Origin of the sequence: Peptostreptococcus sp. D1 (assembly GCF_900112955.1) — a bacterium.
Taxonomy (GTDB): domain Bacteria; phylum Bacillota; class Clostridia; order Peptostreptococcales; family Peptostreptococcaceae; genus Peptostreptococcus.
In genome coordinates this window covers 240,780-255,834 of sequence record NZ_FONP01000001.1, presented here as the reverse complement: position 1 = coordinate 255,834, position 15,055 = coordinate 240,780, and the positions used below count along the sequence as shown (strand labels likewise).

Genomic DNA, 15,055 nt, shown 5'->3' with positions numbered 1-15,055 from the left:
TGTACGTATTTGATTTTGTATAATGATGTTTGTCTGATTCTTTTATCGCACAAGACATCGAATAAGACGATTTTTTCATAATACTTCCTTTGTATTACTTGCAAAGTAAAGCACTGAAACATTGTGAGCTGAGTTATTTTCAAGCTTATAGCTCATCCTTGGAATAAATCTTATGGTATCACCCTTTTTTAATACAACAGATTCTTTGTTTTCAGTACATACTGTTAACGTACCCTTTTCTACCAGAATTAACTCCTCAAGTTCATTTACACCAAATGGTACTAATGGTGTTTCTGTATGAGGATATAAAGTTATTCTAAACAAGTCGGCACTAAGGTTAGTAGACTTTTTTGTCAGTAATTGAAATTCTATATTGCTTTTTCTTGAATCCTTGATGTACCCTTGATCTTCAACTCGTTTTACAAGCTTTTCTAGACTAACTTGATCCTCAAATAATGTAGAAATGGAAATGTTCATAGTTCTTGCTATTGAGTCTAATACACTTAGACTCGGATTTCCGATTCCTCTTTCTAACTGGCTTAGTAGAGCTGTACTAATACCAGATACTTTAGAGAAATCCTTTATAGTCAAATTTTTCATTTTTCTATAATTTGTTAAGCGTGTTCCTATCTGTTCAATGTCCATCGAATAACCCCCTTACTAAATAAAGTAATTTTTTTCCAAACAACAAAACAACGAAATCAATGCGATTAATGGCTCTATAATAGGTTAAATGAATAATCGCAAAACAATTATATCATTTTTTTATAATAAATGATAGCTATTATTGTAAAAATTTTTAAATTTAAATAGTTAATTTTAATGTATTATTGCTTTTTCAACAAAAAACAATAACGCACTATTTTGTTATATTAAATATTTTTTTATTATAATATTTACAGAGCTTATATTTATGAAATTTTTGTTATTGAAAGTAAGGAAATTATGGTATAATTATTTAACAGTGTTTTCTATTTATGAAATTCTATTTTTATTGAGCAGTTGAATTTCAGAAAATGAATAAAATTGAGGAGTAGATTGACAAATTTTATGATAATATTAGGAATTGACCCTGGATTAGCGATAATTGGTTATGGGGTTATTGAATACAAAAACAATAGATTTAGAACTATAGATTATGGGGCAATTACTACTCCAGCTAAAATGGATAATGTTGATAGGCTGGAACTTATTTATAAGGGGATGGATGAGCTGTTCAAAATGTATAATATTGATGAGATTGGAATCGAAGAATTATTCTTCAATAAAAATGTTAAAACTGCTATAACAGTTGCTCAGGCAAGGGGAGTAATTTTATTATCATGCAAGCATAATAATAAGCCTGTGTTTGAGTACACTCCTTTGCAGATTAAACAAGGTGTTTGTGGTTATGGTAGAGCGGATAAGTCTCAAGTTCAAAAAATGATTACATCTTTTTTGGGATTAAAATCTATACCAAAACCAGATGATGTAGCTGATGCTTTAGCTGTAGGTATTTGTCATGCTCATGCGAATAGACTTGGGAAAGAATTAAGCAAGTATTAATAAAGGATGGTATTGATAAAGGTATGATTGCGTATATTAAGGGAATAATTGAAGAAATAGGAATAGACTCCTTGGTTATTGAAAATAATGGGCTGGGATACAAGCTATTAGTATCCACGAACACAGTTTCCAAAGTTGCCGTTGGAGAAAAGCATAAAATATATTCAAAAATGATAGTGAGAGAAGATGATATAAGTCTTTGTGGATTTTATTCCAAAGAGGAATTGGAAATGTTTGAGCTTTTGACCTCGGTGTCAAAAATTGGAACGAAGGTAGGCTTGGGAATTCTTTCATTTGCTTCTCCAAATGTGCTAAATGGATATATTTTAAATGCTGATATTGCTGCTTTGTCAAAGGCACCAGGGGTTGGTAAAAAAACAGCAGAGAGAATAGTTCTAGAATTAAAGGATAAGGTATCCAAATTGGTTGTCGATGAAGGCTATTCCATTGAAATTGCTGACAGTAGAATTGGTGACGTAGTTGCAAGCGAAGCTGTTGAAGCATTACTTGGATTAGGATATACAAGAATTGAATCCGAAGGTGCTGTCAATTTTGTGAAACAGCCTGGGATGAGTGTTGAAGATGTCATCAGAAAAGGATTGGAATATATTATGAAAACGGGAATGAAGTTTTAGGAGGTAGACTATAATTGGAAAGTATAGACAGTGAAAGAATTATTACCTCAACTATGAAGGCTGAAGATTTTGATATCGAGAATAATTTGCGACCAAAATCTCTTGATGAATATTTGGGACAGGAAAAATCAAAGGAACAGCTGAGGATTTTTATTGATGCGGCATTGAATAGAAATGAACCACTTGATCATGTGTTACTGTATGGACCACCTGGTCTTGGAAAAACTACTTTGGCTGGAATTATAGCCAGTGAAATGGGTGTTAATTTGAGAGTAACATCTGGACCTGCAATTGAAAGAGCAGGTGATTTGGCAGCAATTTTGACCAATTTACAAGAAAATGATGTTCTTTTTATTGACGAGATACACAGAATAAATAGAAGTGTTGAAGAAGTTTTATATCCAGCAATGGAGGATTTCTCTCTTGATATAATTATTGGTAAAGGTCCATCCGCAAGGAGTATAAGGCTCGATTTGCCGAGGTTTACACTTATAGGTGCAACGACAAGGGCTGGTATGCTGACAAATCCATTAAGAGATAGGTTTGGTGTTATTTGTAAGTTGGATTATTACAATGTTGACGAGTTGTCGAAAATCGTAAAAAGATCATCAAAAATATTAAATGCAGAGATTTTGGATGACGGAGCAATTCAAATTGCGAGACGTTCACGTGGAACACCCAGAATCGCCAATAGACTGTTAAAAAGAGTGAGGGATTATGCACAGGTTAAATTTGATGGTAATATTACAGATGAAGTAGCGAACGATGCCCTGGAGTTGATAGGAGTTGATTCTTTGGGACTTGATTTTGTTGATAAAAAATTACTTCAAACAATTATTGAAAAGTTTAGAGGTGGACCAGTTGGTCTCGACACACTTGCAGCGTCAATAGGAGAGGATAGAAATACCATCGAGGACGTATATGAGCCATATTTGTTACAGCTTGGTTTCATAAATAGGGCTCCGAGAGGCAGAGTAGCCATGCCATTGGCATATGAACATCTAGGTATACCTTATGATGCAAACAGTAAAAAGGGGTAAAAAATAACAAAGGAAGAATTTTAAATGAAAACGAGTGATTTTTACTATGATTTACCGGAAGATCTTATTGCTCAGGTGCCGATAGAGGATAGAGCCAGTTCTAAATTATTGGTACTAAATAAGTCGACTGGTAAAATCAAACATGATATATTTAAAAATATAGTTTCGTACTTAAAGGAAGGGGATTGCTTGGTATTAAATGATACCAGAGTTATTCCAGCCAGACTGATAGGCGAAAAGAAAGATACTGGTGGAAGGGTTGAGTTTTTGCTCTTAAAGAGAAATGAGGACGATACTTGGGAGACCTTGGTCAAGCCAGGAAAAAAGGCTAGAATAGGAAGTGAGATATCTTTTGGCAATGGTAAATTGATAGCCAAGGTTGTGGATATTGTCGAGGATGGAAAGAGAATAGTAAGATTTGATTATGATGGTATTTTTGAGGAGGTACTTTACGAGCTTGGTAAGATGCCACTGCCACCTTATATTACTGAAACATTGCAGGACAACGAACGATATCAGACCGTTTATTCGAAAACCTCTGGGTCTGCAGCAGCTCCAACAGCAGGACTTCACTTTACTGAAGAATTGTTGGCTGACATAAGACGCAAAGGTATAAATATAGCTTTTGTGACACTTCATGTGGGATTGGGTACTTTTAGACCTGTGAAGGTTGATGATGTCAATGATCACAAGATGCATTCAGAATTTTATATGGTATCGGATGAGTCGGCAGAGCTAATCAATTCAGTTAAAAAAAGCGGTGGCAGAGTCATTTGTGTTGGAACGACTAGCTGTAGAACTATTGAATCGGCTTGTGACGATCAGGGAAACGTGATGTCAGGATCCGGTTGGACAGATATTTTTATTTATCCAGGTTATAAGTTCAAAATTGTGGATAATTTAATAACAAATTTTCATTTGCCAGAATCGACATTGATAATGCTAGTGAGTGCTTTGTCATCTAGGGAGACTATTTTGAAAGCCTATAAAGAGGCTGTGAAGGAAAAATACAGATTTTTTAGTTTTGGAGATGCCATGTTTTTGGAATAATGTTTTTTAAAAAAGGAGATATATGTACGCAGTTAGATATGAATTAATAAAAAAATGTAGACAGTCTGGAGCTAGATTGGGAAGGCTTCATACTCCCCATGGGATTATTGAAACACCAATCTTTATGCCAGTTGGAACTCAGGCGACTGTGAAGTCAATGACACCGGAGGAATTAAAGGAAATTGGTTCTCAGATAATTTTGAGCAATACATATCATTTATATATGAGACCAGGTTACGAATTGATAAAAAAAGCTGGTGGACTGCATGAATTTATGCAGTGGGATAAGCCAATACTAACAGATAGTGGTGGATTTCAGGTATTTAGTTTGGGTCCATTGAGAAAAATAACTGAAGAGGGAGTTGAGTTTAGATCACATCTTGACGGATCGAGACATACTATAACTCCTGAAAAAGCCGTTGAAATTCAAACAGCTTTGGGATCGGATATTATGATGGCATTTGATGAATGTGCACCATACCCGGCTGATAGAGATTATGTAAAAAAATCTTTGGAGAGAACTACTAGATGGTTACGAAGATGTAAGGATGCGCATAAAAATACAGAAAACCAAGCCTTGTTTGGAATCGTCCAAGGTGGAATGTACAAGGATTTGAGAGAACAGTCCGCAAGAGAGATTACTGCAATTGATTTACCAGGATACGCAATCGGTGGATTGAGTGTTGGTGAGCCAAAGGACATAATGTACGATATTTTGGGACATACTGTGCAATTTTTACCAGAAGATAAACCGAGGTATTTGATGGGGGTTGGTTCTCCTGATGATCTTTTGGAAGGCGTAATTAGAGGCGTGGATATGTTTGATTGCGTTCTTCCTACAAGAATTGCAAGGAATGGAACTGCGATGACTAGTCAAGGTAAGGTAGTTGTGAGAAATGCTACTTATGCTGAGGATTTTTCGTCCTTGGATCCAGAATGTGACTGCTATACCTGTAGAAATTATACTAAGGCATATATCAGACATTTGATTAAGGCAAATGAGATATTAGGAGCTAGATTGCTGACAATTCATAATTTAAGGTTCCTTTTAAAATTGATGGAAAATATTAGAACAGCCATACATGAAGACCGATTATTGGATTTTAAGGAAGAGTTTTTAAAAAAGTATTATCAGAAATAAGATTTGCAACAAAATTCGAATTAGTTTATAATGTTAGTGGAAATATAAATTAGTTTGAGCATAATAATTTTCAAATTAGAATAGGGAGGAAATGCCATGCCAAAGAATCAAGTGATAATGAGTATAGGCTTGTGGGTTGTAATCTTTGTAGCGTTCTATTTCATATTGATTAGACCTCAAAAGAAAAAAGACCAAAAGCTTAGAGAAATGAGAGATTCAATCGAAAAAGGAGATACTGTAGTAACAATCGGAGGAATTATCGCAAAGGTTACTAGAGTAGAGGAAGATAAAATAATATTGGAGCTTGGACCTAATAGAACAAAAGTGCCATTTGAAAAATGGGCCATTGGAAGGGTTATAGAAAAAGCTTCCAAGGATGAGGCTACAGAAGTGGAAGAAAAAATCGAAGTATAAATCAATTAATATGACAAAACTGTTACAAAATATTACAATATGTGATATAATGAGACATATATTATTTTTAATAGGGGGATTACGATGGAAAAGAAGCATGTAAAAACTCTTTCTAAGGCTACTTTAAAGGAAAGTGCAGCTAAGGGTGGATGTGGTGAATGTCAAACTTCATGTCAATCTGCTTGTAAAACTTCTTGTACAGTTGCTAACCAAGAGTGTGAAAGATAGTATTCTTTACTTAAACAGCCTTTTTTGGCTGTTTATTTTTTTAAAAATAATATTTTATTATTGGAGGTGCAGTTTATGAAATTAAGAAATAAAGCTATAGCTATGATGCTGGCATTGACAACTATAGTGTTTAGTGGAGTATCATCAAATGCCATAACAATTCAACAAATACAGCAGATTAAAGGCTTAGATAGATATTCGACGGCTAGTTCAATAGCGGGTGAAATGGGCAGTTACGATTCAGTTATTCTTGTCAATGCTGACAATAATAAATTGTCCGATGGTTTGAGTGCGAGTGGATTATCAGGTGTTTTAAAAGCTCCGATATTGTTAGTGAGCAAAAATAGTATACCAAATGAAACTCAATTAAGGCTTGAAATAGCAAAAAACATTTATATTATAGGCTCTGAAAATTCTATCAGCAGCTCATTAGAGCACAAGTTGAAGGATTCCGAAAAAGGTGGATTTTCGGTTACTAGGATAGGTGGAAAAGATAGATTTGAAACAAGTAGTAATGTTGCCAAAATGATTTTGAGCATTAAAGGAAGTGTCGGAAAAGCATTTGTGGCAAACGGTTATAAGGGAGATGCAGATGCTATGAGTATTTCCTCTGTAGCAGCCAGAGACGGTGAACCGGTATTGCTTACTGATGGTACAAAGGTTGATGCAACTACTTCTAATATTTTGGAATCAACTAGCAAGGTCTATGCGATAGGTGGTATCAATTCGATTTCAACAAGCCTAATTAGAAGTATAGGTGCAAATAGGTTAAGTGGAAACGATAGATTTGAAACAAATGCACAGGTTATCAATGCATTTTACTCTGAAAAACCACAACAATATTTTTTGAGTGATGGATATAAATTGGTTGATGCGTTGACTGGTAGTCCTTTGGCAGGAAAGTCTTTGAGCCCAATCGTTTTGGTGAATGGATATAGCAATAAGTCAATATTGAGCGGTGCACAGAGAATGATATCCTTGGGTGGCATAAGTACATCTGTACTTAACGCATGTGTTGCGGCTGCAAACAAGTAATATTGGCAAGTAAGAAAAATGAAGAAAAATAACAAATTTGAAAACTATGAACTGATTTCCATATTGGGCTTATCTATTATAATTTTCATAGTTATTGAAATAATTTCGAGAAAGAGCATTTTGGATTTTTTTACTTTTGTCATAGAGAGTCCTCTTAACGCTGTAGTGAATATATTTGTGCTGTTGAGTATTTTTGGTATGACTGTGTTCATCAAAAGAAAGAGATTTTCATATTTTATAATTTCGTTTATTTTGATATCTCTTTCGGTTGTAAGCTCTTTTCTGATGAGTATTAGAGGAATGCCTCTTTCTCCATACGATTTTATGAGCTATAAAGAGGCTGCGAATGTAGCAAATGCTTTTTTTGACATTAAAGCTGAAATTATGGCTATAGTGCTGATAGTTTTGTTTTTAATTATTTGTGTTTGGATATTTAAAAAAGATAAAAAGAGTATTTGGATAACTGGAGTTAGGAATATATTCATTTATGTTTCTATTGTGTTGTTGTCGATTATTGTTATTCCACAGCTCAAGACTAATAAGATAATAAATGTCATTGCGTGGGACGTAGGGCTATCATTCAAAAATAATGGTTTTGCCTATTCATTTGCAGATGAGACATTGTCCATTATAAGGACAAAACCAGATGGATACAGTGAAGAAGCGATTAAATCTATCAGATATGAGGTAGAAAAAATCGCCAAGGAAAGACAAAAAAATGAATCCTATTCAAAATTAACACCCGATATAATCATGGTACAATTGGAGTCGTTTATGGATCCGACCAGAATAGAGGGAATTACATTTGACAAAGATCCTATGCCGAATATGAGAAAATTAATGAAAAAATATACATCTGGATTTATGAATGTTCCAGTTATAGGCGGCGGAACAGCAAGAACTGAGTATGAGGTGCTGAGTGGGAGTAATTTTGATTTCCTTCAGCAAGGTGAGATTCCGTACCATACTTTTCTATCTGAAAAGCCATCGCTTTCTATTGCGAGTAATTTGAACAGTATTGGGTACAAAACTGTGGCAATACACAATTTTGAAAAAAATTTTTACAATAGAGATGGTGGATTAGAGCATTTGGGCTTTGGCAAATTTATTCCCTTAGAGGTGATGACAAATGTTGAATATACATCTGTAGGATGGCCAAAAGACAATGGCTTGACAAGATATATTACTCAAGAAATTGAAAATAAGGACGGAAAACCAAGCTTTGTTTTTACTGTTTCAACTGAGGGACATGGTAGATATCCTACTAAGGATATGCAAAGCAGTAATTACGATATTAGTATAGCAAAATCAACCTTGTCAAAGTCAGATCAAAATCAAATTCTTTTTTACGCAAATTTAGTATATAATATGGATAAATTTGTGGGAGATTTGGTAAAGGAAATAAATAAGTTAAAAAAGCCGACTGTTCTTGTATTGTATGGAGATCATTTGCCAGCTTTGAATGTTATTACTGAAAAGAAATCGAATATAGATAAATTTGCATCTATTTTTACCATAGTGAATAATTTCGGTGTTCCGAAAAAGTCAGTTCCAAGTGATTTTCAAGCATATCAGTTGAGTACCATGACACTTGATACAGCAGGACAAAATCTAGATCCTATGAATTTAATTCATAAATATTTGAAAAATGACAAAGAATATATGAAAAAATTGGAGATGGTACAATATGATATTCTGTTTGGAAAACAATATTTTTTAAAGTCTGATGAATTACCAAAAAAAACGGTGATGAAAATAGGCAATGATGAAATGAAGCTAGAGAATATTGAAAATGTAGGTGGAGAATTTTATCTTAAAGGCTCTGGCTTTAATAGACAGGTAACCGTATTTTTAGATGGAAAAAGAGTTGATTCCGATTACGAAAATGAAACTACTATCAAGCTTTATGACAATTTCTATACTGGAGAGAAGGAGATAATGCTGAGACTGATAGATAAGGAAGGAAGTGTAATTCAGGAGTCCAACAAGTTTAAATATAATTTTTAGTACATACCAAACAAAAAAATAAAGTGAATCTATTGCTTTATTTTTTTGTTTGGTTGATTTTTCGGAGGAAAAATGGACAGCTTTAAGAAACGTAAAAAATCATTTTTATATAAATATAGACCTGGGCAAATAATGGTATTGGGTTTCGCTGGGGTGATTTTGGCAGGAACACTTATTTTGATGCTTCCGATATCTTCAAATAGTGGAGAGGTAACAAATTTTTTTGACTGTCTTTTTACTGCAACATCTTCTGTGTGTGTTACTGGACTGGTTGTGCTTGATACCAGTTTACATTGGAGTGTTTTTGGAAAGACGGTTATTATTTTACTAATACAGATTGGTGGAATGGGATTTATGTCTATTGGGGCGTTGATTTCATTTATTTTTGGAACTAAGATAAATATTAGAAAAAGAATGCTGCTTCAAGAGTCCTTAAATCAAAATCAGCTTTCGGGTGTTGTTAGATTGATTAGACGAGTGCTTATATTCACTGTCAGCATTGAGCTTGTTGGAGCTTTACTGCTTTCAATTGTGTTTATACCGAGGCTTGGATTGATAGATGGGATTGGATATAGCATTTTTCATTCTATCTCAGCATTTTGCAATGCTGGGTTTGATTTGATGGGAAGGCATAGTGGTGAATTTTCGTCTATGCTGATGTTTTATAATAATTCCATTGTTGTTTTGACTTTATCAGTGCTTGTAATTTTGGGAGGTATTGGTTTTCCTGTATTGATTTGCATAAAATACAACAAGCTTAGGTTTAAAAAATATGATTTAAGCTCTAAATTGGCAATAATTACGACAATTATATTGTTAATTATAGGTACATTGGTTATATTTTGTGGTGAGTATTCCAATGCGAGTAGCATCGGTACAATGAGTATTGTAGACAAATTAAAGGTTGCGTTTTTTCAATCTATGACTACTAGAACAGCTGGATTTGCAACGATTGATTTCAATAGCTTTAGAGCGAATACTCTTTTTGTTTTAATAGTATTGATGTTTATTGGAGCTTCGCCTGCATCTACAGGAGGTGGGATTAAAACTACTACCCTTGCTGTAATATTTATATCTGTAGTATCCTTCTTAAAAAATGAGAATGATATAAATGTGTTTAAGAAAAAAATCGATGTATTGACATTTAGAAAGGCACTTGGTGTATTTTTCATTGCAATAGCGATATTTGTAGTTGGTACATATGTTTTGACTATAACTCAGAATGAAAAATTTGGATTGATGCAAAGTGCATTTGAAGTATCATCATCGCTGGCTACAGTTGGATTATCAATGGCTGGTTCTTCAAATCTAAATCTTTTTGGCAAGGTTTTTATCTCGTTGCTGATGTTTTTGGGGAGAGTTGGCTCTTTAACTGTATTCACGTATTTTATGAATGATACTGTTCAGAATAAAATTAGATATCCGGAAGAAAAAATATTGATTGGGTAAATTTAAGTTAGGTTAAGAGGTAAGAAATGAAGCAATATGTTGTAATTGGGGCTGGAAGATTTGGAAAATCTCTAGCGATGACTTTGTACGAATCAGGCCAGGATGTCTTGGTAGTTGATAATAATGAAGAGGTTGCACAACATTTATCTGAGGTTTTGGACAATGTTATAGTTGCTGATGCTTCAGATGAATATGCGATTAAAAAAATAGGTCTTAGTAATTTTGATGTTGCAATTATTGCAATTGGAACAAATCTTAGAGCATCAATAATGGCTACACTTTTGGCAAAGGAATCTGGAATACCGATGGTTATCAGTAAAGCTACAGATAATCTTCAAGCCGAAGTTTTAAGAAAAATTGGTGCAAACAGAGTTGTATTTCCAGAACACGATATGGGAGTGAAGGTGGCAAAATCCCTTACTATTAACAACTTGGTCGATTATATGGAATTAGACAGCAAGCATTCCATATTTGAGATGAAGGTTCCTAATAGTTGGATTGGAAAATCTTTGATAGACTTGGATGTGAGAGGGAAGTATTCATTGACTGTAATTGGTGTTAAAAACAAGGATATTTTTGATGTTCCTGCAAATCCTGTACAGATTTTTGGAGAGGATGATATCGTTGTAGTTGCAGGTAAAAAGGATGTCATTGAAAAATTGGTGATCAAAGAGTCTAATATGAGTAATTTCTAAGGGAGAATTTTATGAAGACTATCAAAAGTAAGGACAATGAGAAAATTAAGCTAGTAAAATCTTTACATAAATCGAAGTATAGAAATAGGGAGAATAAGTTTTTTTCTGAGGGATTGAGAACTATAGAATTGGCGCTTCAGTATAATGCAGATATCGTATTTTCAATAATTAGTGAGAGTTTTTTTCAAGATGTCAAAAATAAGGATTTTATAGATATTTTGGATAGTAAGGCGAATTTGTTTGTAGTGAGTGATTCGCTGTTTAACTCAATTTGTACGACTGAAAATACACAGGGAGTACTGGCTGTTTTTGATATTGACGATATGTCGATTAATATTTTTAATGGAGAAGTTCACAAAAAAATAATTCTTTTAGATAGAGTGCAGGATCCTGGGAATGTTGGGACAATAATTAGAACTGCTGATGCTGCTGGATTTGATTTGGTTATATTGACTAAAGGCTGCGTTGACATATTCAATCCCAAGGTTGTCAGAGCTACAATGGGATCTCTATTTTACATGGACGTAATAGTAGCTGACGAAAATGATATACTGGAAAAATTGAGTGCTTCAAAGGTTCAGATAGTATCCGGTTCTCTTGATGCCAATAGTTATTTTGATGAGGTTTCATATGATGAGTCAGTGGCATTGGTAGTTGGGAATGAGGCAAATGGTGTAAATCAGCTTTGGTATGATAATTCAGATATTCTCGTTAAGATTCCCATGTTTGGAAAAGCAGAATCTCTGAATGTGGCTATATCCTCTGCCATATTGATGTATAAGATAGTCAGGTAAGTAATATTGATATAAAGCTCGCATTATCCGTTTTATTTTGTTTATCGTGATTTAAAAGTATACTGTTTCAGATACTAATTTAGACTATACTGATTTGAATCACGATAGTTTATTGATTATGCGAGCTTTTTTGTAATATTATCATATATTATCCCTATTGTTTTTTATAGAATATCTATGTCCCACATATTCATACATTTTAACGGATTCATTTTCATTATGTGGGTGTTCTCTAAATATAAAATAATGGTCTAACCCGTCTTTGGAGTTTCCACCATTTAATCTAAAATAGCTTTTATTAGTAGAAACCATTAATTTGAGGATGTCATCTGCAATAAAGGTTAATGGAATGTTAAAATCAGCAAATTTGTAGAAATCATCCTCAAATTTTTTGTAGTTGCTACTAAAGTAGTCAAACTGAATACTATTTTTTTCTAATTTATCCATTGTCTTCCTCCGCAATATCTAACCTAAGTATTTGAGAAAACAAAAAACTTCGTGTTTTATCATCTGTCTTAAAGTATATTTTTTCGCAGTCTATATCACAAATAGTGCCTATGTAAGGCTCTTTTCTATCGGACGTGAACAGTAAAATAGTTACACCGTGCTGGTACATTTGGTATATTATTATCATCTTTTCTTCTGGATCCATTTCCTCAGAAAAGCTGGATTCATTTTTCAATTTAGTTAGAGCAGTCGTATGTTCGGATATAAAGAAGCTCATCCATTTTGCCATACCTCTATCAACGTATTCTCTTGCAACCTTATAAGGTAGGTAAGATCTATCTATCATTTTGTACCATCCATTCCACCGCAATGTCCACCTATCAATTTGCTCCTTTGACGGACTCTGGATCCTTCCATCAAGGATGTACCTTTTTGTATTGCCAGGTAACCAAACTTGTCTCTTATACCGTCTATTGCATTTTCCAGATTTTCTTTTTTTGCATTTCAATTGGATCGTCAAAAAGCGAAAAAACCTGATATTCTCTTTTTTGAAGCTGTTCATACCTCACTCCAATTCTTCTGACAGAGCCACCATTAAACTTGCATCTAAACAAATCTATAACGTGTTTTATCAAATCTTCTGTATGATGAGTTGGCTTAATTTTTTTGCTCGCATTTATAGATTTATGATCGTCGTTATGGATAAATCCGATATAGATTGACACTACACAGGCATCTTTATCTATTCTTCTTAGGCGTATGGCAACTTGTTCTGCAATCTCTTTTAGAACTATTTCTATTTCGGATTGCTTTGTATAATTTCTAGGAAGAACCTGAGAATTACCCAATCCCTTTGATTGTGGCTTATAGGGGACTGTGACCTTGCTCTCATCTACACCATTTGCATGAAACCATAGCTGGACACCCATCACACCAAATTCCTTTTTAAGGTATTCGGGGTTAAAGTTTGCTAGCTCTTTTATCGAGTATATTCCGATTTTGTTTAGTCTTTTTGCTGTTCTACTTCCGATTCCCCAAAAATCTACGAGATTATCGATTCCCCAAACCTTTGTCTCAATATCTTCATATGACCAATTTGCCCTCATACTTTTTGTTTTTTTTGCCTCGTTGTCGAGGGCTAGTTTTGCCAATAGTGGATTGGCGTTACTCATTCCTATTGCAGAATAGATTCCTATTTCTCTCCAAATATCATTTTGAATCCTTGAGCAGACTATATCCAATTTGTCTTTTCTACTGACGGTGCTGTCTCCAACAAAATAGTTTATGGAGGTCGTTAGGTCTATGAATGCCTCGTCGATTGAATATGGGCAAATTTCACTTGGGGAGGCAAAGTTTTGGAATATTTTTTGAATTTTTATGTTTTCCTGTATATACAGTGCCATACGTGGTGGTACTATAAAGGTTTTTTCTGCCCATTGTTCTACAAATTCGATGTATTTTTTTGTCACATTAATATTTTGTCTGGATGCATTTTCAAAGCTGAATTTGCGTGTGTTTATATCAAATGGCAAATCTCTGGCTCTACCTACATTGCTTCTTCCGAATACTTCTTTGAATACAGGTGAGCCAGCAAGTATTAGACCATTGTAGTTGTCGAAATTACTCATTACGCACAGAGATGTGTTTAGAGGGTGAAGTCCTCTTTGAACACACTCAACACTAGCATAAAAAGATTTCATATCTACAAAAGCGATATCTGAACGAGGTTCTCTGGAATAGTCAATAATTGTCATGATACTATTTCTCCATAGGTCTGAAGCTATCCACGACCAAGCCTACTACTCTGACTTCATCTATTGAGGCTAGAATGTCGTCATATTTTTTATTTATTGAAACCAGTCTTATTTTTTCGCTTTCCAGATAAACCTTTTTGATGTAGGTATTTTCTCTGTACACGACAGCATAGACCTGTCCATCAAAATCAAACCCAGTATTTTTTATTAGGGCGACGTCACCATCTCTATACTTTGGTTCCATAGAGTCACCCTTTATCCAAGATGCTATATCATGTGAAATATTTTTATCGAAATATACTGTGTCGTATCCACTATTCTCGTCGTACCATTCACCTTTGCCGGCTGAAAGCTCTGCATGAACTCTGTATAGTGTAAGCTGTGATGAGTATAGCTCATTTGCATAATTCATAAGCTTGTATCTATTTAATTCATTTAACCTTAGATATTTATGTACAATCTCGTAGTCAGACTCAAAGTAATCTATATCAACATTGTAAAACTCGGCTAGCTTTTTTAGGTTTTTGCTGTTTGGCTGATAGGTGCCAACCTCCCAGCTTGAGTAGGCGGAACGTGTAACACCGATGTATTTGGCAATTTTTGTCTGAGAGTAACCGTACTCAAGCCTTATTTTCTTCAGGTTATCATGTGAAAACATGGTTTGTGCCTCCTTTTAAATTGTCAAGTTATAACTTTACAAACAGTATAACATTTTTGTGATAATTTGAAAATATTTTTTTAAAAAATTATATATTTTATCTTAGTTTAACATAATGTGTTGACAACTAAGAATCCATTCTATAACGATTCATCCTTTATGT

The 15,055-nt window shown here is 34.1% G+C and carries 17 protein-coding genes; 12 read left to right on the top strand and 5 right to left on the bottom strand.

Features of this window, described 5'->3' with window-relative positions; genetic code table 11:
- Positions 1-75: 75 nt before the first annotated feature.
- On the bottom strand, positions 76-645 hold the full coding sequence (locus BM120_RS01155) for a helix-turn-helix domain-containing protein (RefSeq protein ID WP_091992657.1): 570 nt from the start codon (positions 643-645) through the stop codon (positions 76-78).
- A 405-nt stretch (positions 646-1,050) separates the two neighbouring features.
- Between BM120_RS01155 and ruvC the strand changes: the two genes are divergently transcribed.
- The 12 genes from ruvC (at position 1,051) to BM120_RS01095 (ending at position 12,033) form a co-directional block, all read left to right on the top strand.
- Positions 1,051-1,545 (top strand): crossover junction endodeoxyribonuclease RuvC, encoded by a 495-nt coding sequence (gene ruvC, locus BM120_RS01150; protein WP_091992991.1) that lies wholly within the window; start codon positions 1,051-1,053, stop codon positions 1,543-1,545.
- A 23-nt stretch (positions 1,546-1,568) separates the two neighbouring features.
- Positions 1,569-2,180 (top strand): Holliday junction branch migration protein RuvA, encoded by a 612-nt coding sequence (gene ruvA / locus BM120_RS01145; protein WP_091992656.1) that lies wholly within the window; start codon positions 1,569-1,571, stop codon positions 2,178-2,180.
- Between the two features lie 53 nt (positions 2,181-2,233).
- On the top strand, positions 2,234-3,220 hold the full coding sequence (ruvB, locus tag BM120_RS01140; protein ID WP_278335314.1) for a Holliday junction branch migration DNA helicase RuvB: 987 nt from the start codon (positions 2,234-2,236) through the stop codon (positions 3,218-3,220).
- Positions 3,221-3,244: 24 nt separating this feature from the next.
- Positions 3,245-4,270, top strand: coding sequence for a tRNA preQ1(34) S-adenosylmethionine ribosyltransferase-isomerase QueA (gene queA / locus BM120_RS01135; RefSeq protein WP_091992654.1), 1,026 nt, complete (start codon positions 3,245-3,247; stop codon positions 4,268-4,270).
- A gap of 22 nt (positions 4,271-4,292) precedes the next feature.
- A complete protein-coding gene (gene tgt, locus BM120_RS01130) occupies positions 4,293-5,411 on the top strand; it encodes a tRNA guanosine(34) transglycosylase Tgt (protein ID WP_091992653.1) in 1,119 nt (372 codons plus the stop codon).
- A gap of 96 nt (positions 5,412-5,507) precedes the next feature.
- Positions 5,508-5,825 (top strand): preprotein translocase subunit YajC, encoded by a 318-nt coding sequence (gene yajC / locus BM120_RS01125; protein WP_091992652.1) that lies wholly within the window; start codon positions 5,508-5,510, stop codon positions 5,823-5,825.
- Positions 5,826-5,909: 84 nt separating this feature from the next.
- Positions 5,910-6,053 carry a six-cysteine ranthipeptide SCIFF gene (gene scfA / locus BM120_RS01120; protein ID WP_007789995.1) on the top strand — a complete coding sequence of 48 codons (144 nt, stop codon included), beginning with the start codon at positions 5,910-5,912 and terminating at the stop codon, positions 6,051-6,053.
- Positions 6,054-6,128: 75 nt separating this feature from the next.
- Entirely contained in the window at positions 6,129-7,088 is a 960-nt protein-coding gene (locus BM120_RS01115; protein WP_091992651.1) for a cell wall-binding repeat-containing protein, read from the top strand.
- Between the two features lie 18 nt (positions 7,089-7,106).
- A complete protein-coding gene (locus BM120_RS01110; RefSeq protein WP_091992650.1) occupies positions 7,107-9,095 on the top strand; it encodes an LTA synthase family protein in 1,989 nt (662 codons plus the stop codon).
- Between the two features lie 72 nt (positions 9,096-9,167).
- A complete protein-coding gene (locus BM120_RS01105; protein WP_091992649.1) occupies positions 9,168-10,544 on the top strand; it encodes a TrkH family potassium uptake protein in 1,377 nt (458 codons plus the stop codon).
- Between the two features lie 26 nt (positions 10,545-10,570).
- On the top strand, positions 10,571-11,239 hold the full coding sequence (locus BM120_RS01100) for a potassium channel family protein (protein ID WP_091992648.1): 669 nt from the start codon (positions 10,571-10,573) through the stop codon (positions 11,237-11,239).
- An 11-nt stretch (positions 11,240-11,250) separates the two neighbouring features.
- The gene (locus BM120_RS01095; RefSeq protein WP_091992647.1) at positions 11,251-12,033 is read left to right on the top strand and encodes a TrmH family RNA methyltransferase; all 783 of its coding nucleotides are present in this window, start codon (positions 11,251-11,253) and stop codon (positions 12,031-12,033) included.
- A gap of 141 nt (positions 12,034-12,174) precedes the next feature.
- Here BM120_RS01095 and BM120_RS01090 read toward each other — a convergent pair whose 3' ends face one another.
- Genes BM120_RS01090 through BM120_RS01075 form a run of 4 tightly spaced genes read right to left on the bottom strand, consistent with a single transcriptional unit; the run spans position 12,175 to position 14,892 of the window.
- On the bottom strand, positions 12,175-12,480 hold the full coding sequence (locus tag BM120_RS01090; RefSeq protein WP_091992646.1) for a DUF5960 family protein: 306 nt from the start codon (positions 12,478-12,480) through the stop codon (positions 12,175-12,177).
- Positions 12,473-12,988 (bottom strand): hypothetical protein, encoded by a 516-nt coding sequence (locus BM120_RS01085; RefSeq protein WP_442956738.1) that lies wholly within the window; start codon positions 12,986-12,988, stop codon positions 12,473-12,475. Before BM120_RS01085 ends, BM120_RS01090 begins: the two co-directional genes overlap by 8 nt.
- Complete coding sequence (locus BM120_RS11030; RefSeq protein WP_442956737.1) at positions 12,951-14,234, bottom strand: Y-family DNA polymerase; 1,284 nt, start codon at positions 14,232-14,234, stop codon at positions 12,951-12,953. The genes BM120_RS01085 and BM120_RS11030 overlap by 38 nt, the downstream gene beginning before the upstream one ends.
- A 4-nt stretch (positions 14,235-14,238) precedes the next feature.
- Positions 14,239-14,892, bottom strand: a complete 654-nt coding sequence (locus tag BM120_RS01075; protein ID WP_091992644.1) for a LexA family transcriptional regulator — start codon at positions 14,890-14,892, stop codon at positions 14,239-14,241.
- Between the last annotated feature and the right edge of the window lie 163 nt (positions 14,893-15,055).

Coding starts and splice junctions, on each gene's coding strand:
- yajC (WP_091992652.1), top strand. CDS start 5,508: ATGCCAAAGAATCAAGTGATAATGAGTATAGGCTTGTGGGTTGTAATC.
- ruvA (WP_091992656.1), top strand. CDS start 1,569: ATGATTGCGTATATTAAGGGAATAATTGAAGAAATAGGAATAGACTCC.
- BM120_RS01090 (WP_091992646.1), bottom strand. CDS start 12,480: ATGGATAAATTAGAAAAAAATAGTATTCAGTTTGACTACTTTAGTAGC.
- BM120_RS01095 (WP_091992647.1), top strand. CDS start 11,251: ATGAAGACTATCAAAAGTAAGGACAATGAGAAAATTAAGCTAGTAAAA.
- BM120_RS01155 (WP_091992657.1), bottom strand. CDS start 645: ATGGACATTGAACAGATAGGAACACGCTTAACAAATTATAGAAAAATG.
- scfA (WP_007789995.1), top strand. CDS start 5,910: ATGGAAAAGAAGCATGTAAAAACTCTTTCTAAGGCTACTTTAAAGGAA.
- ruvC (WP_091992991.1), top strand. CDS start 1,051: ATGATAATATTAGGAATTGACCCTGGATTAGCGATAATTGGTTATGGG.
- BM120_RS01115 (WP_091992651.1), top strand. CDS start 6,129: ATGAAATTAAGAAATAAAGCTATAGCTATGATGCTGGCATTGACAACT.
- BM120_RS01100 (WP_091992648.1), top strand. CDS start 10,571: ATGAAGCAATATGTTGTAATTGGGGCTGGAAGATTTGGAAAATCTCTA.
- queA (WP_091992654.1), top strand. CDS start 3,245: ATGAAAACGAGTGATTTTTACTATGATTTACCGGAAGATCTTATTGCT.
- BM120_RS01105 (WP_091992649.1), top strand. CDS start 9,168: ATGGACAGCTTTAAGAAACGTAAAAAATCATTTTTATATAAATATAGA.
- ruvB (WP_278335314.1), top strand. CDS start 2,234: ATGAAGGCTGAAGATTTTGATATCGAGAATAATTTGCGACCAAAATCT.
- BM120_RS11030 (WP_442956737.1), bottom strand. CDS start 14,234: ATGACAATTATTGACTATTCCAGAGAACCTCGTTCAGATATCGCTTTT.
- BM120_RS01110 (WP_091992650.1), top strand. CDS start 7,107: ATGAAGAAAAATAACAAATTTGAAAACTATGAACTGATTTCCATATTG.
- BM120_RS01075 (WP_091992644.1), bottom strand. CDS start 14,892: ATGTTTTCACATGATAACCTGAAGAAAATAAGGCTTGAGTACGGTTAC.
- tgt (WP_091992653.1), top strand. CDS start 4,293: ATGTACGCAGTTAGATATGAATTAATAAAAAAATGTAGACAGTCTGGA.